At 42.1% G+C, this 26,212-nt stretch carries 25 protein-coding genes and 2 pseudogenes; 14 read left to right on the top strand and 13 right to left on the bottom strand.

What is annotated here, in order from left to right:
- Both RMY27_RS32900 and RMY27_RS32895 read left to right on the top strand, forming a co-directional pair.
- Positions 1 to 400, top strand: a 400-nt coding sequence (locus RMY27_RS32900) for a WD40 repeat domain-containing protein (protein ID WP_416212390.1), incomplete at its 5' end; no start/stop codon positions are given.
- Positions 401 to 934: 534 nt separating this feature from the next.
- Positions 935 to 1,630 (top strand): DUF928 domain-containing protein, encoded by a 696-nt coding sequence (locus RMY27_RS32895; protein WP_322668997.1) that lies wholly within the window; start codon positions 935 to 937, stop codon positions 1,628 to 1,630.
- A 78-nt stretch (positions 1,631 to 1,708) separates the two neighbouring features.
- On the opposite strand, the gene RMY27_RS32890 is transcribed toward RMY27_RS32895, so the two are convergent.
- The 4 genes from RMY27_RS32890 to RMY27_RS32875 all read right to left on the bottom strand — a co-directional run bounded on the left by RMY27_RS32890 (position 1,709) and on the right by RMY27_RS32875 (position 8,047).
- On the bottom strand, positions 1,709 to 4,426 hold the full coding sequence (locus tag RMY27_RS32890) for a CHAT domain-containing protein (protein ID WP_322668996.1): 2,718 nt from the start codon (positions 4,424 to 4,426) through the stop codon (positions 1,709 to 1,711).
- Between the two features lie 370 nt (positions 4,427 to 4,796).
- The gene (locus RMY27_RS32885; RefSeq protein ID WP_322668995.1) at positions 4,797 to 6,779 is read right to left on the bottom strand and encodes a CHASE2 domain-containing protein; all 1,983 of its coding nucleotides are present in this window, start codon (positions 6,777 to 6,779) and stop codon (positions 4,797 to 4,799) included.
- Positions 6,779 to 7,447: a response regulator transcription factor gene (locus tag RMY27_RS32880; protein ID WP_322668994.1), complete on the bottom strand. Its 669-nt coding sequence runs from the start codon at positions 7,445 to 7,447 to the stop codon at positions 6,779 to 6,781. Before RMY27_RS32880 ends, RMY27_RS32885 begins: the two co-directional genes overlap by 1 nt.
- A gap of 444 nt (positions 7,448 to 7,891) precedes the next feature.
- Positions 7,892 to 8,047 carry a hypothetical protein gene (locus tag RMY27_RS32875; RefSeq protein WP_322668993.1) on the bottom strand — a complete coding sequence of 52 codons (156 nt, stop codon included), beginning with the start codon at positions 8,045 to 8,047 and terminating at the stop codon, positions 7,892 to 7,894.
- Positions 8,048 to 8,256: 209 nt separating this feature from the next.
- Here RMY27_RS32875 and RMY27_RS32870 point away from each other — a divergent pair, with 209 nt between their 5' ends.
- The 7 genes and pseudogenes from RMY27_RS32870 to RMY27_RS32840 all read left to right on the top strand — a co-directional run bounded on the left by RMY27_RS32870 (position 8,257) and on the right by RMY27_RS32840 (position 15,783).
- Positions 8,257 to 8,589, top strand: coding sequence for a hypothetical protein (locus tag RMY27_RS32870; protein WP_322668992.1), 333 nt, complete (start codon positions 8,257 to 8,259; stop codon positions 8,587 to 8,589).
- Positions 8,590 to 8,859: 270 nt separating this feature from the next.
- Positions 8,860 to 8,946, top strand: a pseudogene (locus RMY27_RS35680) (cysteine peptidase family C39 domain-containing protein); the annotation flags it as partial.
- A gap of 185 nt (positions 8,947 to 9,131) precedes the next feature.
- Positions 9,132 to 9,485, top strand: coding sequence for a hypothetical protein (locus tag RMY27_RS32860; RefSeq protein WP_322668990.1), 354 nt, complete (start codon positions 9,132 to 9,134; stop codon positions 9,483 to 9,485).
- A gap of 222 nt (positions 9,486 to 9,707) precedes the next feature.
- Positions 9,708 to 11,924 carry a peptidase domain-containing ABC transporter gene (locus RMY27_RS32855; RefSeq protein WP_322668989.1) on the top strand — a complete coding sequence of 739 codons (2,217 nt, stop codon included), beginning with the start codon at positions 9,708 to 9,710 and terminating at the stop codon, positions 11,922 to 11,924.
- A gap of 78 nt (positions 11,925 to 12,002) precedes the next feature.
- A complete protein-coding gene (locus RMY27_RS32850; RefSeq protein WP_322668988.1) occupies positions 12,003 to 13,385 on the top strand; it encodes an HlyD family secretion protein in 1,383 nt (460 codons plus the stop codon).
- Between the two features lie 286 nt (positions 13,386 to 13,671).
- Positions 13,672 to 14,076, top strand: a complete 405-nt coding sequence (locus RMY27_RS32845; protein WP_322668987.1) for a DUF4112 domain-containing protein — start codon at positions 13,672 to 13,674, stop codon at positions 14,074 to 14,076.
- 501 nt (positions 14,077 to 14,577) lie between these two features.
- Positions 14,578 to 15,783 carry a glutathione S-transferase family protein gene (locus RMY27_RS32840; RefSeq protein WP_322668986.1) on the top strand — a complete coding sequence of 402 codons (1,206 nt, stop codon included), beginning with the start codon at positions 14,578 to 14,580 and terminating at the stop codon, positions 15,781 to 15,783.
- 4 nt (positions 15,784 to 15,787) lie between these two features.
- On the opposite strand, the gene mtnB is transcribed toward RMY27_RS32840, so the two are convergent.
- The 4 genes from mtnB to cutA all read right to left on the bottom strand — a co-directional run bounded on the left by mtnB (position 15,788) and on the right by cutA (position 18,237).
- Entirely contained in the window at positions 15,788 to 16,423 is a 636-nt protein-coding gene (gene mtnB, locus RMY27_RS32835) for a methylthioribulose 1-phosphate dehydratase (protein WP_322668985.1), read from the bottom strand.
- Positions 16,402 to 17,043, bottom strand: coding sequence for an HAD-IB family phosphatase (locus RMY27_RS32830; RefSeq protein ID WP_322668984.1), 642 nt, complete (start codon positions 17,041 to 17,043; stop codon positions 16,402 to 16,404). Before RMY27_RS32830 ends, mtnB begins: the two co-directional genes overlap by 22 nt.
- A 150-nt stretch (positions 17,044 to 17,193) precedes the next feature.
- Entirely contained in the window at positions 17,194 to 17,748 is a 555-nt protein-coding gene (locus RMY27_RS32825; RefSeq protein ID WP_322668983.1) for a cupin domain-containing protein, read from the bottom strand.
- Positions 17,749 to 17,922: 174 nt separating this feature from the next.
- Positions 17,923 to 18,237 (bottom strand): divalent-cation tolerance protein CutA, encoded by a 315-nt coding sequence (gene cutA, locus RMY27_RS32820; protein ID WP_322668982.1) that lies wholly within the window; start codon positions 18,235 to 18,237, stop codon positions 17,923 to 17,925.
- 457 nt (positions 18,238 to 18,694) lie between these two features.
- Here cutA and RMY27_RS32815 point away from each other — a divergent pair.
- The 4 genes and pseudogenes from RMY27_RS32815 to RMY27_RS32800 all read left to right on the top strand — a co-directional run.
- Positions 18,695 to 19,155, top strand: a pseudogene (locus RMY27_RS32815) (IS66 family transposase); the annotation flags it as partial.
- Positions 19,138 to 19,371: a transposase gene (locus RMY27_RS32810; protein WP_322668999.1), complete on the top strand. Its 234-nt coding sequence runs from the start codon at positions 19,138 to 19,140 to the stop codon at positions 19,369 to 19,371. The pseudogene RMY27_RS32815 and the gene RMY27_RS32810, both read left to right, overlap by 18 nt.
- Position 19,372: 1 nt before the next feature.
- On the top strand, positions 19,373 to 21,349 hold the full coding sequence (locus RMY27_RS32805; protein ID WP_322668981.1) for an ATP-binding protein: 1,977 nt from the start codon (positions 19,373 to 19,375) through the stop codon (positions 21,347 to 21,349).
- Between the two features lie 263 nt (positions 21,350 to 21,612).
- On the top strand, positions 21,613 to 21,816 hold the full coding sequence (locus RMY27_RS32800; protein ID WP_322668980.1) for a hypothetical protein: 204 nt from the start codon (positions 21,613 to 21,615) through the stop codon (positions 21,814 to 21,816).
- Here the strand turns inward: RMY27_RS32800 and RMY27_RS32795 are convergent.
- From RMY27_RS32795 to RMY27_RS32775, 5 genes are all read right to left on the bottom strand, one after another.
- On the bottom strand, positions 21,811 to 22,461 hold the full coding sequence (locus tag RMY27_RS32795) for a PEP-CTERM sorting domain-containing protein (protein ID WP_322668979.1): 651 nt from the start codon (positions 22,459 to 22,461) through the stop codon (positions 21,811 to 21,813). The two genes, RMY27_RS32800 and RMY27_RS32795, sit on opposite strands and share 6 nt — an antisense overlap.
- 177 nt (positions 22,462 to 22,638) lie before the next feature.
- Positions 22,639 to 22,974 carry an SH3 domain-containing protein gene (locus RMY27_RS32790; RefSeq protein WP_322668978.1) on the bottom strand — a complete coding sequence of 112 codons (336 nt, stop codon included), beginning with the start codon at positions 22,972 to 22,974 and terminating at the stop codon, positions 22,639 to 22,641.
- Positions 22,975 to 23,536: 562 nt separating this feature from the next.
- Entirely contained in the window at positions 23,537 to 23,893 is a 357-nt protein-coding gene (locus RMY27_RS32785) for an isochorismatase family protein (protein WP_322668998.1), read from the bottom strand.
- 54 nt (positions 23,894 to 23,947) lie between these two features.
- Complete coding sequence (locus tag RMY27_RS32780; RefSeq protein ID WP_322668977.1) at positions 23,948 to 24,322, bottom strand: hypothetical protein; 375 nt, start codon at positions 24,320 to 24,322, stop codon at positions 23,948 to 23,950.
- Positions 24,323 to 24,335: 13 nt separating this feature from the next.
- Complete coding sequence (locus tag RMY27_RS32775; protein ID WP_322668976.1) at positions 24,336 to 25,457, bottom strand: carboxylate-amine ligase; 1,122 nt, start codon at positions 25,455 to 25,457, stop codon at positions 24,336 to 24,338.
- A 588-nt stretch (positions 25,458 to 26,045) separates the two neighbouring features.
- Here RMY27_RS32775 and RMY27_RS32770 point away from each other — a divergent pair.
- Positions 26,046 to 26,180, top strand: coding sequence for a hypothetical protein (locus RMY27_RS32770; RefSeq protein WP_322668975.1), 135 nt, complete (start codon positions 26,046 to 26,048; stop codon positions 26,178 to 26,180).
- The last annotated feature ends 32 nt before the right edge of the window (positions 26,181 to 26,212 follow it).

Genomic DNA, 26,212 nt, shown 5'->3' with positions numbered 1-26,212 from the left:
GTTGTGGAATTTCCAAGGTCAGCCCTTGGCTGAACCCTTCGGTGGTGATCTGGGTGGGGTCTATTCTGTCGCCATTAGCCCGGATGGGCAGACGATTGTCAGTGGCGGTAGTGAGGGCAGAGTGCGGTTGTGGAATTTCCAAGGTCAGCCCTTGGCTGAACCCTTCGGTGGTGATCTGGGTAGGGTCTATTCTGTCACCATTAGCCCGGATGGGCAGACGATTGTCAGTGGGGGTGATGACGGCACGGTGCGGTTGTGGCGGGGTGGTTGGCGTGCATGGTTGCAGGTCTGTTGCGACAGGTTACGTTACCATCCCATCTTCACCAATCCGCAAACAGAGGAAGCAAAAGCTGTTTGCGAAGTCTGCCGTAAATATGTTTGGAGTAAAGTAAGCGGGTAAAAACACGGCATTGCCGTGCCTCTAAGAAGGTCTGTACTCGATTCAATTACAAACGGCTATCAAAGCAGTAAGTGTCGGTTTGCGCTGGCAGGAACTTGCTGCTTACGTGCAACCACAAATACACGAACACGCGATCGCCTTCCTGGATTTGCAATATATCTATGCAACAGAAGAGATTGTAGAGGAGAAGAGGTAGTGGAAAATCCCATACAAATACACGCTATTGAATAAATAGAAAAAGCGCTAGAAGAGATTCGGATAGAAGTTTTGAATTTTCTATAGTTTCTCAAATCTAAAGAATACAAAGATGATATTACTTTAATTCTTAATAGTGAATTTACTATCCTTAAATAATATAATACTTCACAAGCAATCTGCATCAATCTGCGTAATCTAGGTTAAATGATATGTAGTACTAACATATGTGTACTAAAAGCTTTGCAGAGTAAGAACATGGCTCAAATACTATGCCTTTTACACAAAAGTTTGAGGAATACCCTTATCAGTTGCATGACCTTGAGCTTACTGTTATTGATGCCTACAGCAGTCTTAGCTGACAAGAAAAACAATGATTCTGACGACCCTCCACCGCAGACTAGAGGAACTTCAGGCGGTTCTAGGGGATGCGAGACTCAAACAGAAGCATCATTAAATAGTATTCCAGATATTATCTTACTTGCGCCTAATCAAAGTTACGGTCAAAGTTTGGTCAATAATCCTACATTCGCTTGGTATGTGAAAGATACTAGTTCTTTGCAAATGGAGTTCCGCCTTTATGAGTATGACAAAACTAACAAACAATCTAGGTTGGTCAAAGAGATTAAAGATGAAACTTTTAAAAGTTCTCCAGGAATTATGGTTTTATCTATAGCTAGTTTAGAATTGTCAGTTGGTGGGAGATACCTTTGGCAAATCGAATTGGTCTGCGATGCTAATCGTCCTTCAGGTAATCCATTTGCGATCGCGGCGATGAAAGTAGTTTCAACTCCACCAGATTTGCAAAAGCAACTATCCCAAAGCAATAATGTTTTAACCAAAGCAAATCTGTATAACCAAGCTGATTTGTGGTACGATACTTTAAAAATTGCTTTAATTCCAAAGGATGAGCCGACTATTAGAGAATTAAAAAAGTTTCTTCTGGAACAGGTAGCAACTGGAACAAAACCAGAATTAAGAGAACCAACTAAACTAGCACTGATAAATAGTAAAATACATCAATTGCAGCGCTAAGATAAATTAGTAGTTCTAAAAGTTTTGCTGATATCAATTCGATGTGATGATGGACTTAAGTTTTATTAAATTTAGAGATCAAAGCCAGTTACCAATGAGAATGAATGGTGCCCAATATCCAGGGTGACTTTCAAATTGCTGCTGATGCGTTTGCAACCAAGATATTTGAGCCGCCTGTAAAGCTTTGGCTTTACTCATTCCGCTATGCCAGTTTTGATAAAATTTTGTTATCAATTGTGCTGTTGCTGCATCATCAACTTTCCAAAGAGTTGCTATAGCGCTTTTAGATCCAGCTTGTATTGCAATACCGGCTAGTCCTAAAGTTTGGCGATCGCTACCTACTGCTGTTTCACAGGCTGTCAAAGTTAATAACTCAATCGGTTGATTTTGAGTGCGAGTATTGTTAATCAGTTCATAAAGGTCATTTAATGTCAGTTTTTCATTGTAAGTTTTGGTTGTAAGTGATTTTTTAGTATTTGCTGCAAATTTTTTTCCAGTTACTAAAAACGTTTCTTTATCATCAATACCAAACTTGCCATGAGTTGCCAAATGAATTATTGGATAAGTATTTTCTTTTAACTCTTTTTGCAAGCGCTCAAGTGTAAAGTCTTGATCTAGTAATCCCTTGCTTTTTGGTAAACTCGTTGTAATCGTTTTCAGTTCAGATTCTACTTGTGTAAGCGGCTCAAAAAATGTGTAACCTGCATCTGTTTCGACAGTAGCTGGTTGTGTCAAGCCAAAAGCTAATACCTTTAATTTTTTTGGGTTCGATTCTTGAGGATTTGTCAGAGTCAATGCTGGAGCAAAGGCGATCGCATACTTTTCAATCAAGAATTGTTTACCATCAAACAGTGCAGCTATCGGGATACTCCGAAGAATTCCGTCTTGAATAAACACTAAAGTTTCAATTTTATTTTTTTCTAAATCGCTAAGAAAAGGACGAATAAACCAGTCATATACTTGTTGCGCTCTGGCTTGATAAGTGTTTTCCAAGTCCGAGCGTTTTTCTAATTTGATGCGTAGGTCATTGATAATATCTCTAACGTCTTGACTTTTAACAGGTATCCAAGAAACTTTTGACTTAATTTTTTGTTCAACATCGGCTAAGGTGAGAATGATTGCAAGGCGTTCTTTTAAAAGAATCGAACTCAAGACGGCAGTGTTTTTCCCCACGAGTGCTACTGGTTTCTCAATCAGTCCTAAATCACCATTATTTCCTAAATAGTTTTGTAGTTCTGCTAACCTCAACTCATCTACTATTAGAAGTACCGACTCCAAATTCTGTTGAATATCTGATGCTTGGACAAGATAATTGGTTTGCTCTAGACGTAACTCTAGCAAATCGCGGTAAACTAGTTCAACGTTATCTCGAAAGTCAAACTGTAAATCTCGCTGTTGCAGTATTAAATCACTACGGATACTTTTGAGGCTGTCAATAGATTTTTCATAAAAATTAATTGCTTCTTTGACTCGACCTGTGGCTCTAGATAAGCGTCCTAGTTGCCATGTCCACAAGTAAAGGTTCTCATCAGCGACAGTACCAATCAGTGCTTGTTGAGTTAAATTTATAGCTTGTTGATAGTCCTGGTGACATTCGTAAGTGTGTCCTAATCGGCCTTTGGCAAAGGATTCTCCCTCCCGATCCTGAATTTTTTGAGTGATTGTCACAGCTTTGTTGAGTAGTTCAACAGACTTAGGCAACGATTCTGACTTCAAGCATTGATTTGCTAGATCAGTACTGACTGACTCGCTGTTTTGGTTAACGAGTAGTAAAAGATTAGCAAGTTGAATCGCCGTGTATGCTTTATCGCGGGAGTCGGGTAATTGTTCCAATATGACCAGTGCTTGCTGTAGTGTATTGTTAACTATGGCTTTATCCTGACGATGTTGGCGGTGATAAAGTCTAACTAGACCTAGTAGCGATCGCAGTTCATTCACTTTATCGTTCTGGCTACGAGCTAAATTCAGGCTTTGTTCAAAATACTGTACAGCTTGCTGCTCATGACCAATAGTGTCTTGCTGAAACTTTTGGGCAGCTTCCTTATCGGCTACCTCACGGGCAAATTCGGCACGACGCTGATTGCCCTTAGCCAAACTAGCGTAGGTATTTGCTAAACCATTTAAGGTAAACGCTACATAAATTTGATTATTTATGCGCTTGGCGATTTCATTACTACGTTCAAAATGTTGAATAGCTTGCTCGTACTCGCCTTGGAGACGATGAGCATTTCCTAAACTACCCCAAGCAGCTACTTCGCCTAGTTCATCTGAGTGGTTGCGGGCAATTTCTATTGCACTATCTTGACTACAAGCTGGATTGCTTTGCTTTTGACCGCATAAAATGGTAGCTGCACGCCGGTGCTGTCCCAAGCTACTGTAGAGTTGAGCCTGTTCTGTCAGCATCCGTCCTACCTTGATCGGCTCCTTTGTCTGACGATAGTAGTCAATAACTTGGTTTAATTGAGCGATCGCTTCAGATATTTGACCTAATTGTTGATATGCTCTGGCAAGGTATATCCTGATACTTATTTCCTCAGCAGAATGACTGTTACGCTCTTGATAAGAGAAGAGAGCTTTTTGCCAAGACTGAATTGCTCCTTGAATATCACCAGCTTGATATAGCTTAAGTCCTTGCTGTACTGTTTGCTTTAAAGCCGATGATTTAACTGTTGCTATCTCTGCGATTCCCTTATTTCCAATTGTTAGAGAAGGATGCGCCAACCACAAACATAAGGTTAGCGTTGTCAGAAAGAGAACTGCCCAAACGCGACGAATACGGTATGGCAAGCATTGCATGATGTCACAAAGGAGTACTTTAACAAGTGAATTTTGTTAGTTAATCAGCGATCGCTCTAAGCAATGCACAGCCTTGGTGTTGCGATCTCGCAAAGCATAGCGCCCCAATTGGCGATCGTATAACTAAGTCTAGTATTTCATAAATCCGTTAGAATTTATGCACTGTACAAATAGATAGTAGTATGGATTGTTGCTGCTTATAGAGTTAAGAAGTTTTCCCTCGCTCCAATTTCTCCAGTTGAAAGCGTAGTTTCCAAAGTTAGAAATGCAGTTTTCGCTACAGGTTGCAAACCCAATAACAGTTTTTTCCCAATAGCATTTCAATCTCTAGTGGAAGACGATGTTTTTAATACTTATTAAATTGATACTTTTAATACTTTTTTACTAAAACTTTCCAATTATCTAAATTTAAAAGTTTTTGCCACCTACTACTTGCTATCGGCCAAGTCAACTCGCAAACAGTGCCTTGTGGAGAGTGAGGAAATCGTCGAAACTTCCCTCTCAATTGCCGCGCTAAATCTTGAGCTTGGCCTGTTCCTTGCCCGCTACGTTGATAGTTTTTAGATATATTTGCAAATCCATTATCAATTATTTGCAGACAATACTCTTTCGACGAGCGAGTACAAACAACATCAAGACAAGTAGCTCCTTGGGAATGTTTACCAACATTACATAAAGCTTCTTGCAAAAAAAGGTATAAGCCTCGCTTTTGATTTGCATTTAAGTTGCATTCTTCTAATGGTTCAAAATTAGGAGGGATAAAACTTTGGATTGTTATAAATCCTTGAAAGTTTCTTCTTAAGGTAATATCGTAAACATAATAAAGCATCTCAGAAATTGGGGTTTGCAAATCGAGTACTTCATTTCCCTCTAAATAAACACTATCACTGCGAGTAAGCATTTCTTGACTGAGATATTCAGGAATAGTCCGTAACTCTCGATTTAGTTGTTCAAGTTGCGATCGCAATTTCTCAGGCTCTATCTCTTCATCACCAAGACTTCTCAATATCACAGCCAGGGATTGTAGAGGCCCATTATGAATTGCTTCAAAAGAGCGCTTGAGAGTTAAACTGCGCTGTTCGAGTAGCGCTCTTAAATCTCGGTCAAAAAAAAATGTCGTCAGTCCGGCACTGGTAAAAGCTAACAAGGTTGGTACTAAAGGAATCCACCAACCTAGAATCAGCCCAACATAACAAATTCCGACGATTTCAATACTAGTTATACCAAGGCTCAACAATGTTTTTGCGGGAGATTGCAGGATTAAACCAAGAATTATGCCGATTAAACCCCAAGTTAAAATCCATAAATACTCCCAAATTTCTGACCATACTTTTAACAATGGTCGTCTGTCTAAAACATGACTAATGATTTCACTCGTAGCATGAGCATGAACTTCTACACCATAAATCCATTGGTATTGATCGGAAGACTCGTCAACTCCTAAACCCGTAGTATAGAGTGTATTTTTAACTGCCGAGATGGTAAATCTATCTTTAACACTAGCAGCAGTCATGCCAATAATCACGATGCGATCGCGAATCCAATTAGGATCAATTTTATTATTAAGGACATCTCTTAGAGATATAGTGCGAAAAGGTTGGGGATGAGAGCGAAAGTTTAATAGCACTTGAAACCCATTGGCATCAGTTCCCACATATCCGCCAGAATTGGGGAGAAAGCGGACTAGCTGACTTGAACCGAACTTGATGGGATCGTAAGAGCGACTGCCATGAGTAAACTTTATTCCTAGTTCATCCAAATATAATTGTGCTAAACGTAGAGGTAGGGAGTATTTCAGTTCTCCAGCATAAGTTTTACTTGCCATTAAGCTACGTCGCAGCTTTCCATCCGGGTCTACTATTGTATCTGCAAAGCCGACTCGTTCGGGAGGTAACTCCGGCGGTGGTTTAACATTAAAAGATTGCTTCCGATTTAACGCTACTTCAACTCCGATGAGATTTGGATTCTCTTTCCAGACAGGTGCAAGCTCTGCGTCAGCCAAACTACTTTTATCTCTAAAAAGGTCAAGACCGATGACTCTGGGTTTATAGGTATGTAAAATTCTCAACATTTGGGCGATTTCCTTATCTGGTATGGGAAACCTACCAACATAATTGATGTCATCTTCATCAATACCTACAATTACCACTCGTGAATCAACGGCTTCATTAGGCCGTAGGCGCAGCAATTGATCAAAAGCCAGCCACTCTTGCGATTGCAACAATCCTGTTAAACGAATAAGGATAATTAATCCTATTACCGAGAATCCTGGTAGCACTACTTCTCGCCAGGGTTTCAGTTGTTTGTGAACTTTTTTCCATAAATTGCTTTTAGTTATAAGTGCCAATTTCATCAGTTGATCAATCCGATTTTTCTAGCTGCGATTTCAATTTGAATTCTCAATTCTTTACCAGGTTCATCATAGACACTCAAAGTATCTTGCAGTCTAATCCAGTAGTTTCGGACAGTGCGATCGCTCAACTTCATTTTTTGAGCGATCGCTTTATCTGTTAACCCTTCTTGATATTTAAGCGTTAGTACCTCGATCCATTTTCGATCAAATTCTGGACGCGATCGCAATTCTGAAGATAAATAAATAGAGCCGCGCAATGCCAAGTCAACGAACTTTAACATTTCGCGAATTGGCAAAGACTTATCCATAGCCGCAAAGCCTCCTTCATAGGTATTAATCATCGGTTTGAGACGCACCAACGGTTTAATATTGGTACTCAGCACCACTAAATTAGGGGCGAGAGGGCTTGACATTAAAGTTTTGATCAGTTGCATACCAACCTCGACCTGAGCTGGAGCTTGAGGCTTTTCTGGCAGACATAAATCAACAATTAGTAAGTCTGGGTGGTGATGTTCAAATTGCTGATAGGCAGTCTGGGCATCCTGAATTGCAAAGATTTCTGCTTCTGGGTATTTTTCTTTAAGCGCTGGGATTGTACCTTGAAGAATAGCTTCATGGTCATCAACGACTAAAAATTTCTGCAAAGCTTGCTTTGGCTCTCGGTTCATAACTGGTTTACTTTTTAATATATTTATTTAAGCTACAAAAACTATAGGAGTACCTAAGTTTTTGTAACTATAAATTAATCTGGCATCCCAGTAAAAGTAACTCTTCAAGACTAGGATACAAACAGTAAAGTGCTTATGGGTTGCAATTTGAGGAATTTGGTTTTCCAATATAGGAAAATCGCTACTTTATTGAATAAGTATAACAATTTGTTAATTTTTTAATGAAGTAATATACATCTTTTTTCCCTTTGAAGAAATAAAAATACTTATCTATTCTGAATCTCAGACATAATCATAGATTGTGCCCTTGTATTCCTATTTTGTGATTTAAATATTTTATTGTTCAGCCACGTAAGAATAACGGGTTCAGATTATTTTCTGTTGAAAGGAACAAAAAATGTACTATTACTAATGGTTGCCAGGAGTTGAGAAGTCTTGTGAGAGCTAAATCAGGATGCTATCAAAGCTGGGAGTCGCTGCTTTTGGGTTCTGTGAGGATAAGCGTGTACCGTTTCCTTTGATGGGACGACTAGCTCCGATAGACCCAGTGAGGCATCCAGCGCTGTACGACCAATGTCCCTGCTCACAGTTTTTGGTCACAATTCTCTACCTGTTCGGATTTTTAAGAAGTTTTAGTTATCTTCAGAAATTGACTTTCCAAAATTGGAAAATCAATTTCCTAAGTTGACGATGTGCGTCTAATCAAATTTACCTATTGTAAAAAAGTGTAGCGAAGGCTAACACCCAAAACGCCAGCGCCACACAGACTCAACTTACTAACTTACCTTAATTAACTAAGGAGAAAGATAATGTCTAACATCAACAACCAAACCCAAGACCTTTACAGCATCGAATTGGTGCAAGACGTTGACCACGAAGCCGCTGCTACTGTTAGTGGTGGTGCTTTAATCCTTTCGAGCTTATTTAATGGTCGAGGAACGAAGAGAACTTATACCGGCAGAAACAGCAGTTTAGGCCGCTTAAACAATATAGCATCTTGGTTCGAGGTAACGGGTAGCAGAGATTGGTTTGCCTGGACTGGTAGGAATTTCACAGGTACAAGATACCGTCTAAGAGCAGGTAGAGCAGGTGACTTAAGCGGTCGGGCTAACAACAACTTCGAGTCTGCCAGACCTGCATAATCATCTCGGTTCTATTTCATACCGCAGACTAGAACCTTGAAAAACCTAAAACAGAAAAGAATGCCCTCACCTTGCCTTTTAGTTGAGTAACATCCTTTTCTCGCAGTTTGTAGGGGCGAGGTCGTTTTCGCTCCTACTTTTTCATTTTAATAAAGATAACACAAATAACGTAAATGGTAATACCCATATCTTGATTGAGCGTAGGAATACGCGAATTACATGACAATAATCAAGTTGCACACGGGCTAAACAAGTAATTGCCGAATTTTTATGAAGTATCGGGTTATTCTCCAACACAGTGAAGAAGATTGTGGTGCTGCAAGTCTAGCAACTGTTGTCAAACATTACGGACGCACTAAGAAGTGTCAGTTATCTGCGAAAATTGACTTTCCAATATTGGAAAGTCAATTTCCTAACTTGACGATGTGCGTCTAATCAAATTTACCTATTGTAAAAGAGTGTAGTGAAGGCGAACACCCAAAACGCTAGTGCTGCATACACTCAACTTACTAACCTCCCTTAATTCACTAAGGAGAAAAATAATGTCTAACATCAACAAGCAAACCCAAGACCTTTATAGCATCGAATTAGTGCAAGACCTGGACCATGAAGCCGCTGCTACTGTTAGTGGTGGTGCTTTATTGCTTTCCAACTACCCTACGAATACAGGAGAGAAGCTAACCGTCAAAGGCAAATCTTACAGTTTCGGCAAGTATAACAATAAAGCATCTTGGTACGAGGTAAAGGGTGACAAAGATTGGTATGCCTACAGTGATAAGAATTTCAAAGGGAAACGATACCTTCTCAAAGCAGGCACAAAAGCCAACCTTAAAAACGATGCTAACAACAACTGGGAGTCTGCACAACCCGTACCTCAAGAATACTCCTACTACTAAAATCCTGAAAAACCTAAAACATAAAAGAATGCTCTCATCTTCCCTTTTAGCTGAGTAACATCCTTTTCTCACAGTTTGTAGGGGCGAGGTCGTTTTCGCTCCTACTTTTTCATTTAAATGAACATAGCAAAAATAAACTAGCAAGATTTGAGCGTAGAAGTACGCAAACAGCATGAAAATCATAATTGCACACGGTGTAACCAAGTAATCCCCGGATTTTTTATGAAATACCAGGTTGTTCTCCAAAACAGTGAAGAAGATTGCGGTGCTGCCTGCCTTGCAACTATTGCCAAACATTACGGACGCACTTTAACTCTTAGTCGAGTACGAGAAGCGGTAGGCACGGGGTCGCAAGGTACTACCCTACTTGGTTTGAATCGGGGTGCAGAAGCTTTAGGATTCAATGTTCGCCAAGTCAAAGCTTCTCCTCAACTGATCGACAGTTTAGATAAAGCTCCAATGCCCGCAATTATACATTGGAAAGGCTACCACTGGGTAGTTTTATACGGGCAGAAGGGGAAAAAATATGTAATATCCGATCCGGGATTTGGTATCCGTTACCTCAGCCGTAAGGAATTAGCCGAGGGTTGGAGTAATGGGATTATGCTGCTGTTGGTGCCAGACGACACCCGTTTTTCTGAGCAGCCGGATGACAAAATGACTGGCTTTGGACGCTATTTGGTGCGTGTTTGGCCCTATCGCTTCCTTTTGGGTCAGGCGATCGCCATCAATATTGTAATTGGACTTTTGTCTCTTGCCTATCCCTTGATGATGCAACTCCTCACCGATGACGTGCTAGTGCGGGGAGATACTCAACTATTAACTACCGTGGCAATTGGAGTAATTGCCATAAACTTGTTTAAAAGTGCAATTGGTTTGGTACAGTCTCACCTCATCGGTCACTTCGGGCAGCGCTTACAATTAGGACTGCTGCTGGACTATGGTCGAAAACTTTTACACTTGCCCTTATCTTACTTTGAAGGACATCGGAGCGGGGAAGTCGTCAGCCGAATTGCCGATATTGATGCGATCAATGAGTTAGTTTCGCAGATTGTCCTTGGTTTACCTAGCGAATTTTTTATTGCTATAGTTTCGTTGGGCTTTATGCTCTTTTTGAGTTGGCAACTGACTCTGGCTTCAGTATTGGCATTTGTCATTGTCACCTTAGTTAACCTGCTTTTCCTACCCGCCTTACGCCAGAAAACCCGTAAGGTTATTGTTTTAGGCACTGAAAACCAAGGCTTTTTAGTGGAAACCTTTCGTGGCGTTCAAGTACTCAAAACAACACAAGCAACTCCGCAAGCTTGGCAAGAGTATCAAACCAACTATGGTCGCCTTGCTAACTTGGGCTGGAGTACGATGAAACTGGAACTATACAGCAGTACATTCACTAATGTTCTTTCAACTATAACTAATATAGGTTTACTCTGGTTAGGCAGCTATTTAGTAATAAATCAAACATTATCCATCGGTCAACTGCTAGCTTTTAATGGCATGAGTGGCAACTTTCTCGGTTTCCTCAGTTCAGTAATCGGGTTAGCTGATGAGTTTATTACTGCTCAAATTGTCATCCAACGGATGTCAGAAGTGATTGACGCTACCCCAGAAGACTCGAATGAAGAGAAAAGGCCTTGGGCAGAAATATCCACTGATGCAAATATTATCTGCACTAAAGTTAACTTTCACCATGCTGGTAGAGTTGATTTATTGCAAGATTTTTCCCTGACTATCCCTGGTGGTAAAGTTATTGCTTTAATTGGTAAATCTGGTTGTGGTAAAAGTACCCTAGCCAAACTGATGGCTGGTTTATATTCCCTCCAGTCAGGCAATATCCGTTATGGTCTTTATAACAGACAAGACTTATCTTTAGAATGTCTGCGACAGCAGGTAGTCTTAGTACCACAAGACCCACACTTTTGGAGTCGCTCAATCTTTGATAACTTCCACTTCAGTTATCCTGAAGTGACTTTTGAACAAATTGTCACAGCTTGCCAAATAGCAGGAGCTGATGAATTTATTAGTGAGTTACCTGACAAATATCATACCGTTTTAGGAGAATTTGGAGCTAATCTTTCTGGTGGACAACGGCAGAGATTAGCGATCGCTAGAGCGATAATTACTAACCCACCTATACTGATTTTGGATGAATCCACCGGCGCTCTCGATCCGGTGAGTGAAGCTGAAGTACTAGATCAACTGCTTACCTATCGCCAAGGCAAAACCACAATTTTAATTAGTCACCGTCCTAGAGTCATTGAGCGAGCCGATTGGATTGTATTACTAGAGAAAGGACGTTTGCAAATTCAAGGTTCTCCAGAAGAATTGCGCCAAATTGCTGGCGAACACTTGGGTTTCCTAGACGATGTTCGGTCATCAACTCCGAGTTTACTGGTGAAATCTTCCAGTCCTATTAATGGCAAATACGCTGCCATTAGTTAATCCCATCTTCTTTCTTTGAGATTTTGGATTACTCCTCAATCATCCCCTCAAAAATCATCTCTTACTTAATTTATTATTATGGTTAGTCAATCTAATCCTGTCTTCGTTCCTGAAGCTGAAGAAAACGATTTTCTTCCACCACTTGGTAATTGGATTACTGTTGGCGGTATAGTTGCATTGGTTACTGTAACAATAGCAATTGCCGTTGCCTCTGTTGCTAAATACAAAGTCACCGTTCAAGCACAGGCAAATTTGCGTCCGGCTGGTGAATTGCGGCTGGTTCAGGCTGCCACGGAAGGCCCAGTTGTGCGGATTTTTGTGAAAGAGAATCAGGTAGTTAAAACAGGAGATGCGATCGCTACTATTGACGACTCCCGCCTACAAACCAAAAAGAGCCAACTAGAAAGTAGCATTGGGCAAATAAAATTACAACTGGTTCAAATTAATGCTCAGATTGATGCTCTTAATAACCAAATTGTAGCCCAAACTGACAGCAGTAAGCGTGCGGTTGCGGCAGCTGAAGCTGAATTGAGCAGTCGCAAACGGGACTATCAAGACAAGCAAATTACCACTGTTAGTGATGTCCAAGAAGCCTCTGCAAATGTCAAAGCAGCAACTGCCTCTTTAGGAGCAGCCGAGTCCAAACGAAACCGATATGAGAATGTAGCCAAAGCTGGGGCTTTGTCACAAGATCAATTTGAGGAAGCACAATTAGCTGTTCGCCAGCAAGAACAAGCACTCTCTGCTGCTAAAGCCAAGTTGCAAAGCTTACAAGCTGCCCTCAATCCCACTCAAGCACAAATTGCGATCGCTTCTCAACGCATTGCTCAAGAAAAAGCTACGGGGCAAGCTAACATTGCCACATTAAACAAAGAACGCAACGCCCTGATTCAACAACGAATTGAAATGCAGACAAAGTTCGAGCATGATGGCCGCGAACTTAAACAAGTAAATGTTGAACTTAAGGAGACGATTATTTCTGCCACAGCAGACGGTGTGATTTCCAAGCTAAACCTACGTAACCCTGGCCAAACATTGCGCCCTGGAGAAGAAATCGCCCAAATTGTTCCTACTTCTGCCCCCTTGGTAATTAAAGCAGTGGTAGGAACTGAAGATAAAAACAAGCTCAAACCAGGACAAAACGTACAAATGCGAGTTTCGGCTTGTCCTTATCCAGATTACGGTACTCTCAAAGGCAAAGTTAAATCAATTTCTCCAGATGCATTTTTCCCTCCAGCGAATAATGGTGCTGCTACAGGCGCTCCTACAATCGCAACTGCTCCCAAAGGTACTGCTGCTTTCTATGAGGTAACAATTGAACCTGAAGGTCTGTCTTTAGGTCGAAAAACCAGACAATGTTCCATTCAAATGGGAATGGAAGGCAGAGCCGATATTATTTCTAAAGAAGAGACTGTACTGCAATTCTTTTTGAGAAAAGCAAGGCTAATTGTAGATGTTTGACACGAACTGCGATCGCAAATTGACCATAAGAAATAATAGAGCGTACTTTACCGCACTTCTCTACGAGACGCTCCGCGTAGCTTGCTTCCACGTTCGCGTAGCGTGCCGTAGGCAAGTGGTACGGCAAGCTCAATGACCACCGCAGGCATCGTAACAAACTATATCATCCATCTATCTGCTTTTTTAGGCAGTATTCAGGATTTTTATGCATACTTGTTATTTCTAACGGTACAAGACAAAGAACTAAAAATGGTGCAATTTAAAAGTAGTGTAAATATGGTCAATTATGGACGCTGCTAAACGCCTTGCTACTCTAAATCGCATCCGCAAACTCAGCCGTCTGATGGATACATCAATACATATCCCTTTGACAGGTTTTCGCATTGGAATAGACCCAATCATTGGTCTAGTTCCAGGTGCTGGTGATTTAATCAGTACAGCGTTTTCAGCTTACATTATATTTTTAGCTACTCGGTTTGGCATCCCGCGTCAAGACTTAGCCAAAATGATTTTTAATGTAGGTTTGGAAACAGTCGTTGGTACTGTGCCTTTAGTGGGTGATTTGTTTGATGCTTTCTATAAGTCCAACATTCGGAATTTGGCAATTTTGGAGCAACATTTGACAGTAGTTGAACCAGAACTAAAAAAAGTGTCTGATGAAGTTTACTCTCAAAAATTCAGCCAAATCTAAGCAGGAAAAGAGCGTAGTTTACGGTCGTAGGCATTGCCATTGCACATTTACTATGTATTTTCTAGTACATTACTAGCCAGTTGTAGTGAAGCGATGACCGAGCGCTGTGGGTGCGCTGCTGAGTTCTTCTACAGCGTTGGGTCAACAACTGGCGATTTGCGTCTGTTCTGTTGATATCTCATTTAAACGGCAATTCAGTAATAAGTTATGCCAAATTGCCAGAACCTTTGAGCGTGGTATCGTCACTTCAACTTTTTCTTAAAAGAGAAGTGGAAAGAATTGATGGGCGAACCTATCGGTTAAATTCAGCCTTGGTGTAATTAGACCTCTTGCATCAATAAAAAATAAAGAACCCCACCCCGCATTTGCTAACGCAAACGCTCCCCTCCCCGCTAGCGGGGAGGGGTTGGGGGTGGGGTGTTAGGGACTTTTGCAAGAGGTCTATTGAAAATATTGTAGAGTATAGAATTGTCCTAAGTATTGCCCTACGCAACTCCCCCTATGACTACCGCACCCTTAAGCTGGGAAGAACTAGAAACCCTCACGGACTATCAAATAGATACCGTTAATGGTCCCACAAACGCTAGAGCTAGGTTGCGCTTGTTTGGTCAGCCGGAATCTGATGTGCGGGTAACGCTGTACCGCGATAACCACGCTTGGTGTCCTTACTGTCAAAAAGTTTGGTTATGGCTAGAGGAAAAACAAATCCCCTACCGCATCGAAAAAGTGACGATGTTCTGCTATGGGGAGAAAGAAAGTTGGTACAAACGTAAGGTACCATCAGGAATGCTCCCTGCGATCAAGCTAGATGGACAGATCATTAAGGAAAGCGATGACATTTTGATCGCTTTGGAAAAGGTTTTTGCTCCATTGAACCAAGGGATGGAAGACCATAGGGTGCTTCCTTTACGTCAATTAGAACGACTTTTATTTAGAGCCTGGTGCGTTTGGCTATGCTCTAGAGCAGGTTCGTCTCAACAAGAACAACGCAACCGAGAACAATTTATCGGAGTGGTGGCTAGGGTAGAGTCGGCTCTGGGTAGCACCCCAAGCCCTTACTTTCTAGATAACTTCGGCATCGTCGATGTCATTTTTACGCCATATCTCGAACGGATGAATGCGAGCCTTTACTACTACAAGGGCTACTCACTGCGGGAGGAAAACCCTCGTTTGAGCGCATGGTTTGCGGCAATGGAAAGCCGACCGACCTACTGCGGTACCCAGAGCGACTTTCACACCCACGCACATGATTTGCCGCCCCAGATGGGGGGCTGTTGGGAAAACGGCGAAACCCAGATGCTTCTCAATAAAGCGCGGGTGGATAACGGCCCCTGGTTTGGGCTACCAGATGTTACTTATCCAGAGCCGGAAAACTCCCGTATGGAAGCTCTTAAACGAACAATCGACCACCGGATCAATATTATCCGAGTCAACCCTTTGGATGATAAATTGTTCGATTTAGCGCTACGTTGTGCTTTAACACACATGATGACAGGGGAAGACTGCGTACCTCCATCGGGATCTGATGTCGCTCTGCGATATTTGCGCGATCGCATTAATGTACCACGAGATATGTCTATCTACGCAGCCAAGCGATTGAGGGAATCTCTGGAGAAAACCGCAGCCCTTGCAGGTGATGGGCAGCCAGCCCCCATTCCCACTAAGCATCGACGAGATCAAGACCCGTCTAACTTTGCCATCAAGTAGGATTTCAGATATTTATGCCTAACCGAACGGCAGCAACCATGTAGCGAAAGATGTAGTCTAATAACTCAATATAATTACGAGCAGCTTCAAGAGAACAAGCCCAAACTGTCAAACCATGATCCCGAATTAGTAATGCGGATATTTGCGGTGGATTGATGGCAAAACGTTGTTCAATATCACCAGCAATCTGGGCAACTTGGAGATGATTAGCAAAAATTGGCATTACACAACAGGGATTTTCTTGCCAAACTTCCAAACCTTTGAGCATTTCTAGCGGTGGTAAAGGTAAACTATCACCTTCAACCAAACGAGAAACTAAATTGCTCTCAATAGAATGTATATGATAACAAGCAAGTGATTCTGGAAACAGGCGGTAAATTAGTTGATGAATAGCTGTTTCAGCTGAAGGTATCACCTGGGTGGCTGATGCTTCTATTTTGCCATCTGGAGCAATGAGAACAAAATCGTTGAGTAATAACTCACCCTTAGATTTACCGCTAGCTGTAATCCAAAAACTACCATCAGCTAATCGAGCCGAGAGGTTGCCAGCAGTTCCTAGCATCCAACCTTTTTGGTAAAAATACCGAGCAGTGGCAATTAGTTGCAAACGAGGATCTGCTATCGTTGGGTTGAACTCCATGATTTTGCTAAATAATCGCGGATTTGAAAAAAATCATTCCAAGGAATATAGGGTTTTTGGTGTTCATCTAAATATTGTGCTAAGGGAGAGCGTGCAAAGACAACAGAAGCTTGCAATCCCATATTTAAGTCGGTGATGGAGTCACCAATAGCGATCTTTTCATCGGCTGTGTACTGATCCATAACTTGCACCTTAGCGATCAGTTCTGTATCTCCTTCGTATTCAGAATTTACTTTTAAATAAGCACTGCTAATATCGATATCTACAGCATAAATTCTCTCTATTCTATGCAATATTCCATCCAAAACCACCTCTACCATTCCCCGTAATCCCCCAGAAATTACTATTAACGAAACTCCCTGAAACTCTAGAAAATCCAACAATTCTAGAAACCCAGGACGGATCAATTGAGGTTTAGTAAATTCCAGTATTTCTGGATAACTTGCAGATGGAATCGATTGCAGAATTTCCTTGACTCCCTCTCGCAGTGTCAGCCTTTTTGCATACATTTCAGGCAGTAGTTTTGCAGAAAGTACTGGTGCAAACTTTTTCAGAACCGCGACAAAAGTTTCATCAACTGTAATAGTGCCATCAAAGTCACAAAAAACAATCCGCTTCATACTAATTTGTAATTCGTAATTCGTAATTCGTAATGTTTGATATATTTAGAATTGAGCGAAGAAAGACAGAAGGCAGAAAATATATTTTTGCCCTCTGCGGAGTGGGTTTAAAGCCCCTAAATTTATTTATGGGGATTACTTTCTGCCTTCTCAACTCACTAGGGGTTGGCGGGTGCGAATTTCTCTGCCTGTATATTGGGGTATCCAACCTTCTGTAGTGATGAAATAGCGTACTGCTTTCACTCGCTTTGCTGGGGTGAGATAAAACCAATGTTCGGTTCCGGCTGGAATGTTGATATATTCTTCTGGTTGTACTGTCAGTTCTACTTGACTACCATTAGAACGTACAAAGCCAAAAATCGCTTCTCCATCAATGATATAGCGGACTTCATCATCTGCATGGGTATGAATTTGGTCAAACTTTGCCATTGACTCATCAAGGTTAGGAATCCCTGGATGAAGGACAACCAAATCACGAGATTTATAGCCGGCTGTCTGTTGTAGTTGCTCAAAGTAACTATCTATTGCTTTGAGTACTTGTTCTTTTTCATCTTCGTTGAGACTATCCTGTGCCAACAAATGTTGGAGTTTGGGGTTATCTCCTACAGTCTGACGATTAATTTGAATATTCAGGGGGGATAATTCCTGAGCAATGTAAATTAAATCGGTGTGGAGAGTTCCATTTTCTAGTTTGAGAACTGCCATTTTTGACCTCCAGTAAAATAGTTAAAATAAGGCTTTTGAGGCATAAGGGACTTCCAACTAAACAAATATCCTATCGCTGTGTAAGCAGAAAAGCAGGCTTGCCGTGAGCGACTCATGCCGAGTGGAGCCGAGGTAAGCTGAACGGGAGCAGGGGGAAATGATATTAGATAATTTCTATTGTGAGCGCGGTGAAACTTCTGCATTCAACCAATTAACAAAACCCTGATTAACTGCTGTCGGAGAAATTTCGGCGATAAAATTAGTATAAGTAATATGCTCTTGAATAAGTTTTTCGATTTCTAAAGCATAACCATCTTGAGTTTTGATAATTAAAACAACTTCTGGTTCTTCAGTAATTTCTCCTTGCCAACTATAAGCACAAGTAATCGGAAACCAATTGACACAAACTGCTAACTTACATTCTAGTAATGCCCGACCAATTTGACGCGCTTCATCTGGATTATTTAAAGTTACATAGTAGATTTTCATAAAAGTTTCCGACTTACAATTAGAGTGAGAAAACACGCCCTAATCCCTCTTGATGGGCTACTGTTGCTTGCAAATGAGGTAAATGAGTATCTAGAACTTCCACAGATGCCCACTTCTGTACAAAAGTAAACTTATTTTATCTCGTTATGCCAGTATATTAACTCTATTGTATCGATTGAGGCAGCAGTCGTGACTATTGCTCTGAAGTTTTGGGCTTACCTACTAACAAGATCAGTAGGGCTGGATGCCATTGAGTGGTGTGTGAATCTTTTGGCAAGGTGAGTCTAGAGAAAATTTGATAAGAAGAATTCAAAACTCAGGAGTCAGAATGAGCGTATGACGTGAAAAGGATTAGCTTTGGTACATATTAAAACTTCAAAATAAGATATAAAATATGGTAAGGATTCAGGTGGCAGAGTATTGACAAAGGGAACACTTGAGGGGGAGTATCACAAATATGAACCAAAACCTGCCGTACTGTTTTAGACTGAGAAAGCTTGAACCAGTTATCGAAGGAAGAACTGGTAGAGATAATTATTGAGCAGAGTCAGGTAATACGTGAATTACAGAAAACAATATTAGCACTACACCAAGAAGTAGAACGTTTAAAAGTCAGCAGAGATTTAGATAGCACGAATTCATCGAAACCCCGATCAGGAGATATCCTGAAAAAAAGCGAAACCAAAAAATCACCCCAACAAGAAGAATCAAATCAGCAGAAAAAGAAACCAGGAGGACAACCAGGACATCAAGGCAAAACCCGCAAGGGCTTTGGCAGAATAGATCGTTCGTTATGAAATCCTGCGACCTAGTAATTGTGTCTGTTGTGGTCAGAAAGAGTTTACGGCTGTGGCAGTAAAAGTAGAAAAACAATCTGTAGCGCAACTAGTAGAACGTCCAATTGAAATAGTTGAATATCTTTCAAGAAAGCCTTCTAAACAGGAGAAACTGGCACAAGGCAAATCTGGATTTGTGCCAGCAGTCGCTCGTTGGGTAATTGAACGATCGAATGCTTGGATGGAGCGGTGTAAGAGTCTAGTGAAGAACTTTGAGCGAACGTTGTCTCATGCGACGACCAAGATCAACCTCTGTTTTGTCAGACTGATGCTCAAGCGGCTTGCAGTTTCTTCTTAAGATGTCAAATGGGTTCTATAGGGCGGTACAGGTTGGAGAGATGGCGATCGTCAACGATACGAATATCGATACGCGTACCAATGCAAAAACGTGCGCTGCACTTAACATTGGGGCATTCATCTATGTGCCATTGCTGCGAGACGGGCAATGGAAATTTCTCTTCAACGGATATGATTCACGCCCGCGTCAGTGGCGCAAAGATGAAATTGACTTGTTCGGTGAGCTGGCGAACCAGATTTTTCCGCGTTTGGAACGCGCCCGCGCGGAGTCAGCGGTTGCTGCCGACCTGCGAGATACGCAACTGTTGCGGGAATTAGCAGCGAGATCGGTAACACAAAGCGATGTGCAAACTTTGTATCAAGACTTGATCTCTGCTGCGATCGCCCTCACCCATGCCGATGCCGGGACAATTCAACTGCTCGATGCCTCGACTCACGAACTGGTACTGCTTGCCGCGCAGAACCTAACACCAGCCATGTTCGAGCATTTTAGTCGCGTTGATATCAGTTCCACTACATCCTGCGGTATCGCCTTGCGGACTGCCGAACGCACCTTTTTTGACTTCGATGTTCCACCCAGCGAAGACCCGCATGGCTCCTGCCGCAAACATGTCGAGGCAGGGTATTTATCTGCTCAGTCCACACCACTGATTACCCGCTCTGGCAGAGCGATCGGGATGATCTCTACCCACTGGCGCACGCATTATCGACCGAGCGATCGCGAGTTGCGATTTCTCGATCTCCTTGCCCGTCAAGCTGCTGATTTAATTGAACAACGACAGGCAGCAGCCGAAGGTGAGCGCTTGCTCCAACAAACACAGACAGCACGGGCAGAAGCGGAACAAGCCAATCGGGTTAAAGATGAGTTTTTGGCAGTGTTGTCTCATGAACTGCGAACGCCCCTCAATCCCATTTTGGGCTGGACTCAGTTGCTGCAAGGCGGCAAATTGGATGCAACTCGCCAGCGTGAGGGGTTGGCGGCGATTGAGCGGAATGCCAAACTTCAAACGCAACTGATCGAGGATTTACTCGACATCTCTCGCATCATACAGGGCAAGTTGAGTTTGACTGCTGCTTGCGTCAATTTGAAGTTTGTAATTACGGCAGCTGTCGAAACAGTGCGACTAGCAGCCGAGGCCAAACAAATCCAGATTTTTCTGGATCTCACGACTGAAATCGCACCTATTTCTGGTGATGCGGCTCGACTGCAACAATTAGTCTGGAATTTGCTGACCAACGCCGTCAAGTTTACACCGAACGGCGGGCGAGTCATGGTTGAATTGCGGCAGATCGATGGGCTAGCTACTATTCGAGTCATTGACACTGGAAAAGGCATTGATTCGCAGTTCCTACCTCATGTGTTTGACTACTTTCGGCAGGCAGATTCCTCAACAACCCGTAAATTTGGAGGATTGGGGTTAGGGCTAGCACTTGTGCGACAAATTGTGGAAATGCACGGGGGAATTGTCAAGGCTCAGAGCTTAGGTGAAGATCAAGGCGCAACCTTTACAGTACAGTTGCCGATGATTCAGCCGATAGTTCCAACCTTATCTCAACCGTCTCAAGCTAAAGCAGAAAATCTGGAAAATTCCTTGAGTAACCGGAAAATTTTGGTCGTAGATGATGAGGCAGACACCCGCGATTTTCAAGCATTTCTACTCCAGCAAAGTGGAGCCAGGGTAATTGCCGTTGATTCAGGGTTGGAGGCACTGCAAATATTTGATCAGTTCATTCCCGATATTCTGGTCAGTGATGTTGGCATGGCCCAGATGGATGGTTATATGCTGATCCAACGTATCCGATCTCGTCCACCAGGGCAAGGTGGAAAAGTTCCAGCGATCGCGCTGACAGCTTACGCTAGAGACTTTGACCGACACAAAGCGTTTCAGTCAGGGTTTCAGGCTCACATTACAAAACCTATAGAACCAGCAGTGTTGATTCAAACAATTACATCTTTATTGAAACACAACAGATTTTAAGTGTAAAAATCTCTTTACTGCTCATAATCGGTGGCTTTGGCAGAAATGATGCGGCGGTATCCGGTGGGGGAGTAAGGTTCTGCATCTGCCTAAAATTCTGAAATGGTCGAGCAATGCCATCGCTATTCGGTCAACGTCACTTCACCCTTAAAAAGCAATATTTGGTGACAAGTCGCTTTGTGTCTATGCAAATACCCATAACACTGAAAATCTATCTGTAATCGACTTTGAACAAATGTTACTAAGCTAAAAGAGGTGGAGTAATGAATAAACTACCCCGTAAGCGCAACAACGCCACCTCTGCTTCATCTAGTAAGGACACACCACCAGATAACCAAGACCTTCAAGAAAACCCAGCTACAGCAACAATTACAGTTAGCGCTGTTGAAATAGCTGAGTTGACCCAAGAGGAGCAAAGCGATCGCCTGTTACTGAATCGGTGTTCTAGGGGTTTGAGTGGCTTATGAAGCAGAGCGAAGGCAACGTCGGCGCAACATAAAACCAGATCCAATTAAGCCAATAGCAACTAGCGTCCCTATTCCGGTTTCCGGTTCTGGAACAACCTTAATAGTGCCAGTAACTAAAGCCTGTCCTCTTATGGGATCGTTTGGATTTGGACTGATTGTGTCGTTCTCAAAAAAGTCTAGTATGCCAGTAGCACCTCTAAATATACCCTCACCGCCAGTGATAATCAAAGAACCAGAGCCAGACCCTCTAAGGTTTACAAAGTCAATTAAAGCGGTGGCAGTAGCGGTTCCAGATACCTTGTTAGCACCGCTACCACTAAATTCAATAAAGCCTTCTGGGAAGCCCTCTAAACCGATTGCTGTTGGATCGGTGTTAAAGGTGAACAAGCCAGTAGAGAAGTCAGTTAGGGCGTAAACTAAACCGTTATATTCGGTGAGTCCGTATGGTGCATCAGTACTTACAGCCCGTTCAATTGCCCGTGAAAACTTCTCGTTAATCGGCTCAACAGCGATTGTTACGTCGTAGTTACCACTAAATGGGAACAGAGTCTGTGCGATCGCCTTCTCGTTGCCCGATCCAAAACTCAGTAAAGTCAAAGCTGCTGGAACAACCCATGCAGCGTAAGAGCGAAGTACCGTTAGCATTGTTTAATATTACCTATGTTCAAGAGAATATTTGTGTAAAAAATATTACTTTTGTAATTGCCGAAAACAGTATACAGCACATTAGATTGCAGCGACAATGAAAAAATTGTCGCTGCACTTGATGTATCTTTAGAAACTATATTCAATAAAGGAAAGCTATGCAGTGTATTTTGTATTTCAGTCTCCAGCCATTTGCAGGTAATGAGAATGAATCCAACCAGGACGATCAGCAAGCTTTACCCATTCGCGAGAAGACTTGCTGACTCTAACATTGACATCATATTGGTAAGGGATAGCACCAATTTTTTGATAATTAGAACCAGGTCCAGAACGGATGGCGACTCCAATTGGGGCAGATACCAACACTGTGCAAACAGGATTAATACCTGGTCTTAGCCGACATAGTTGTTCTGCTGGGCTTTGAGCTTGAGTAGCAACGGCTGGCAAAACTATGCCAGTTACAACTAGTGTTAAAAATACTAAGGCAGCCAGTTGTTTGTTGAATTTAGGCATAATTTTACTTTGTTTGTAGAAAATCTTTATTTATTATTTCTTAAGGTTTAATTGAGGGCTGCGACGAGCAGATTTTTAGTAGGTTGTATTAACAGAAACTTTAGAATTACTATCTGTAGGGTTAGAATACATTCCATTTGTGCAACCAGAGAGTGGCAGTTTTGAGATTTATTCCAATGGCACTAGCAAAGTTTTTTTTCGTTCCCTATTATTAATTCAACGGATTTGTTTTCTATTCCAGAAAAATCGACAGTTTTCTATTGTTAGTTAACAGATTAGGTGATTTCTAGGAAAGAATTTACCAATGGAGGTAAATGTGCTTATGTGCTGGGGTTTGGCGCAAAGATGTAGGTAATTGAGCCATTATAATTACGCGATCGCGTTTTGCAAGCAGCAAAAAAGACGATCCTGTTTTATACCAAACATTAAATTAAAAACGCACAATTTCTTGAGAATTTTTATTCTCTGTTTTTGTCTAGTGGTGCAGCTAAGAAACCCTCAGAAAGACCTGCCTCACGCAGACGAAAAGCACCAATATTCCGACTGAGTACAGCCAAACCTGCTAAGTGTGCTTGTAAGCTGCTGTACTAGCGCAGCAATCAGTTAATAGGATGGGTTCAATGCCAATATCGAAAAAATCCATCGCTATCTTCAACACGCACATATCAGTGTCAATCCCTAAGATGAAAACTCTTTCAAAACAGTGCCCTCTAAAGTAGTCTGCCAGTGCATCTGGTATACCGCATAGCCCCAACTTAGAAAAAACTAGTTCTGGTTTAACCCAAGGTTGTAGTTCTGAGGCAATATTAGTTTCTAGCTCATGCGTACAGCTATGCCAATCAAGGAATTTTTGATAGGGGCCATCAGGTGCGTTGATAAATCTAGTAAACAAAACTGGTGCATACTCACCTCGCTCAATTAAGTGAGCAACTCGCTGCGGGATGTGATGAGTGAATTCATTGATAAAACCGGATTAAGCCGCTACAGCAGCCCAACGCAACTCTACTGCTAAATCGCGTACAAATGAAAAGGCATAACCCGCATTAACACCAATTACACGTACACCTGTCGGCAAGCGTGCAAAAGCAAGACGTTCACCAGCATTCCCAAAACGTGCTTGCTCATCATCTTCACGGGGCGCAACATTGTGATAGATGATTATGATTGTCCCAGCCGGAGCTTGATTCAAACCCAACTGCGCGATACAGAATCCTGCTGCCAGTGTGGCAATAGCTGGCACGGGTGTAAGTATTGCTTGGGCATCCGGTAGATGAAGCTTGATGCGCTGCACCACTTCTGCGAAGGCAAGGTCACCAAACCCGTAATCAGCAATAATATGAACTAGCATAAAGTTCTGTCTCCTATACTGACGCTATCCCTTTTGCTGTGTCTTGAACAATTAAATCAACGACATTCTCTAAGCTTCCGGTTCGCTTGTAAACGTCACGCTGCCGTGCTGCACCATTACCGAACTGTATTGTTTGCTGTACAAGAGAGGAAACTTCATCCCATTCTCCATACTCCTCAAGCGATGGACGCACGAAGGTAAGAAAGTTTTCAACCAACTCCCGTGCTGGGATGGCTCTCATAGTGGTAAAGTCGATTAAATCCTCATCTAATCCATAACGTGCGGCACGCCAGTGAGCAACACGTACAAGTTCGTGGCGGACTGCGGGAAAGGGTTTATCACTCATAGCTTCTTCATAGCAAGTTCGCGCCAAAGCACGTACAAGCCCTGCTACCATTACCGCCTCGTCTACCGTCTGACAGACATCTGTTACTCGAAACTCTATTGTCGGGAAGCGCTCAGACAAACGCACATCCCAATAAATCTTTGTCGCCTCCGCGAGACTTTTTGTCTCCACTAATACTTGTACAAGCGCTTCGTAGTCGGCTAAAGACTCGAAAATCAGTGGTACTCCAGATAGGGGCCATCGTCCCCAAATCTCGGTACGATAGCTTGCATAACCTGTATCCTTACCTAGCCAGAAAGGTGAAGATGCTGCCAATGCTAAAAGCGGGGACAGCCACACACGGGAACGGTTCATGACGCTTATGGCAGTAGAGCGATCGCTAATTCCCACATGTACATGACAGCCAAAGATGACTAGCTCACGGGTGAGTTGTTGATAATCTTCCATCAACGTTTGATAACGTTCTTTGGGTGTGAGCTGCTGTTGATCCCAGTGTGAAAACGGGTGTGTACCGGCGGCGGCAATTTGATTACCATCCTTGGCCGCCGCCGTTATCACTTCACGACGCAAACGAACAAGCTCGGAGCGCACATCTGTAAGTGTTCTACAGATAGGCGTACCAATTTCTATCTGCGATCGCTGGGCTTCTGGCTGTACCTCCAAACCAAGGGCTTTCTGGGCTTTTGGCAGAACGTGTTCCACACGCGAAGTCAGTTCCCGCGTCGTCGGATTGATAATTTGATATTCCTCTTCGACACCAATAGTAAATTCTTCAGCTTGAGATGACATACCTGGTGTTTCCTTTACTTGTTAAGGAATCTTATTGCCACGAGCGGCAACAGTACGATTAATTGGTCGAGTAGGGGCGAACTCTTTTAACAACTAGATGCACTAAATGTTTGCTAATAACTCCCAAAGTAAAGATGGCTTAATTCAATGAGATAAACATCACTCTGAAGTTGTGGATTACATTACTCCAAAAGGATGTTTGAAAACTCGCATGGTCAGAATTCATCCTGAATTCTGTATGACTGGCGTTTGAATAAATGGGTTTAATATCCCCTAAACATTGAAAATTTAGCGGTCTATAATTAGTGGCGGGTCTGAATACCCCATTTTCTTGTTCTGATTCCTGTACATGGATAGCGGGACGTTTAGCCCATTCTGGCTTCTGGATTCTTCTAAAAATTTTTCTTTTGTAATAGGTATGACCAAACAATTCGCAATTGTGAATTGCGAATTGCTTTGACTAGCCTTAATTTCGGACATGAAGACAGCATTACGTGATATGAGGCATTAGCTTTGGTACATATTAAAGCTTCAGATAAGATATAAAATATATTGTGTCAAATAACAAGTTTTAAACGGTAAAGCAATATGGAAAACAATAAAGAATACCACATGTCCTCAGATGAATTTCGTCATTGGGGATATCAAACTATTGATTGGATAGCTAATTATTTAGAAACAGTAGAGCAACTGCCTGTTTTACAGCATATTCGGAGCTTATGAGGTACAGTAGCAGCAATTTGTAAACCAATTTT

The organism is Nostoc sp. DedQUE09 (assembly GCF_034530915.1).
In the GTDB taxonomy this organism is placed as follows: domain Bacteria; phylum Cyanobacteriota; class Cyanobacteriia; order Cyanobacteriales; family Nostocaceae; genus Nostoc.
The sequence above is the reverse complement of the archived record's forward strand: the minus strand, read 5'-3'. Positions and strand labels throughout refer to the sequence as shown.

Coding starts and splice junctions, on each gene's coding strand:
- RMY27_RS32895 (WP_322668997.1), top strand. CDS start 935: ATGCCTACAGCAGTCTTAGCTGACAAGAAAAACAATGATTCTGACGAC.
- RMY27_RS32890 (WP_322668996.1), bottom strand. CDS start 4,426: ATGCAATGCTTGCCATACCGTATTCGTCGCGTTTGGGCAGTTCTCTTT.
- RMY27_RS32885 (WP_322668995.1), bottom strand. CDS start 6,779: ATGAAATTGGCACTTATAACTAAAAGCAATTTATGGAAAAAAGTTCAC.
- RMY27_RS32880 (WP_322668994.1), bottom strand. CDS start 7,447: ATGAACCGAGAGCCAAAGCAAGCTTTGCAGAAATTTTTAGTCGTTGAT.
- RMY27_RS32870 (WP_322668992.1), top strand. CDS start 8,257: ATGTCTAACATCAACAACCAAACCCAAGACCTTTACAGCATCGAATTG.
- RMY27_RS32860 (WP_322668990.1), top strand. CDS start 9,132: ATGTCTAACATCAACAAGCAAACCCAAGACCTTTATAGCATCGAATTA.
- RMY27_RS32855 (WP_322668989.1), top strand. CDS start 9,708: ATGAAATACCAGGTTGTTCTCCAAAACAGTGAAGAAGATTGCGGTGCT.
- RMY27_RS32850 (WP_322668988.1), top strand. CDS start 12,003: ATGGTTAGTCAATCTAATCCTGTCTTCGTTCCTGAAGCTGAAGAAAAC.
- RMY27_RS32845 (WP_322668987.1), top strand. CDS start 13,672: ATGGACGCTGCTAAACGCCTTGCTACTCTAAATCGCATCCGCAAACTC.
- RMY27_RS32840 (WP_322668986.1), top strand. CDS start 14,578: ATGACTACCGCACCCTTAAGCTGGGAAGAACTAGAAACCCTCACGGAC.
- mtnB (WP_322668985.1), bottom strand. CDS start 16,423: ATGGAGTTCAACCCAACGATAGCAGATCCTCGTTTGCAACTAATTGCC.
- RMY27_RS32830 (WP_322668984.1), bottom strand. CDS start 17,043: ATGAAGCGGATTGTTTTTTGTGACTTTGATGGCACTATTACAGTTGAT.
- RMY27_RS32825 (WP_322668983.1), bottom strand. CDS start 17,748: ATGGCAGTTCTCAAACTAGAAAATGGAACTCTCCACACCGATTTAATT.
- cutA (WP_322668982.1), bottom strand. CDS start 18,237: ATGAAAATCTACTATGTAACTTTAAATAATCCAGATGAAGCGCGTCAA.
- RMY27_RS32805 (WP_322668981.1), top strand. CDS start 19,373: ATGTCAAATGGGTTCTATAGGGCGGTACAGGTTGGAGAGATGGCGATC.
- RMY27_RS32800 (WP_322668980.1), top strand. CDS start 21,613: ATGAATAAACTACCCCGTAAGCGCAACAACGCCACCTCTGCTTCATCT.
- RMY27_RS32795 (WP_322668979.1), bottom strand. CDS start 22,461: ATGCTAACGGTACTTCGCTCTTACGCTGCATGGGTTGTTCCAGCAGCT.
- RMY27_RS32790 (WP_322668978.1), bottom strand. CDS start 22,974: ATGCCTAAATTCAACAAACAACTGGCTGCCTTAGTATTTTTAACACTA.
- RMY27_RS32780 (WP_322668977.1), bottom strand. CDS start 24,322: ATGCTAGTTCATATTATTGCTGATTACGGGTTTGGTGACCTTGCCTTC.
- RMY27_RS32775 (WP_322668976.1), bottom strand. CDS start 25,457: ATGTCATCTCAAGCTGAAGAATTTACTATTGGTGTCGAAGAGGAATAT.
- RMY27_RS32770 (WP_322668975.1), top strand. CDS start 26,046: ATGGAAAACAATAAAGAATACCACATGTCCTCAGATGAATTTCGTCAT.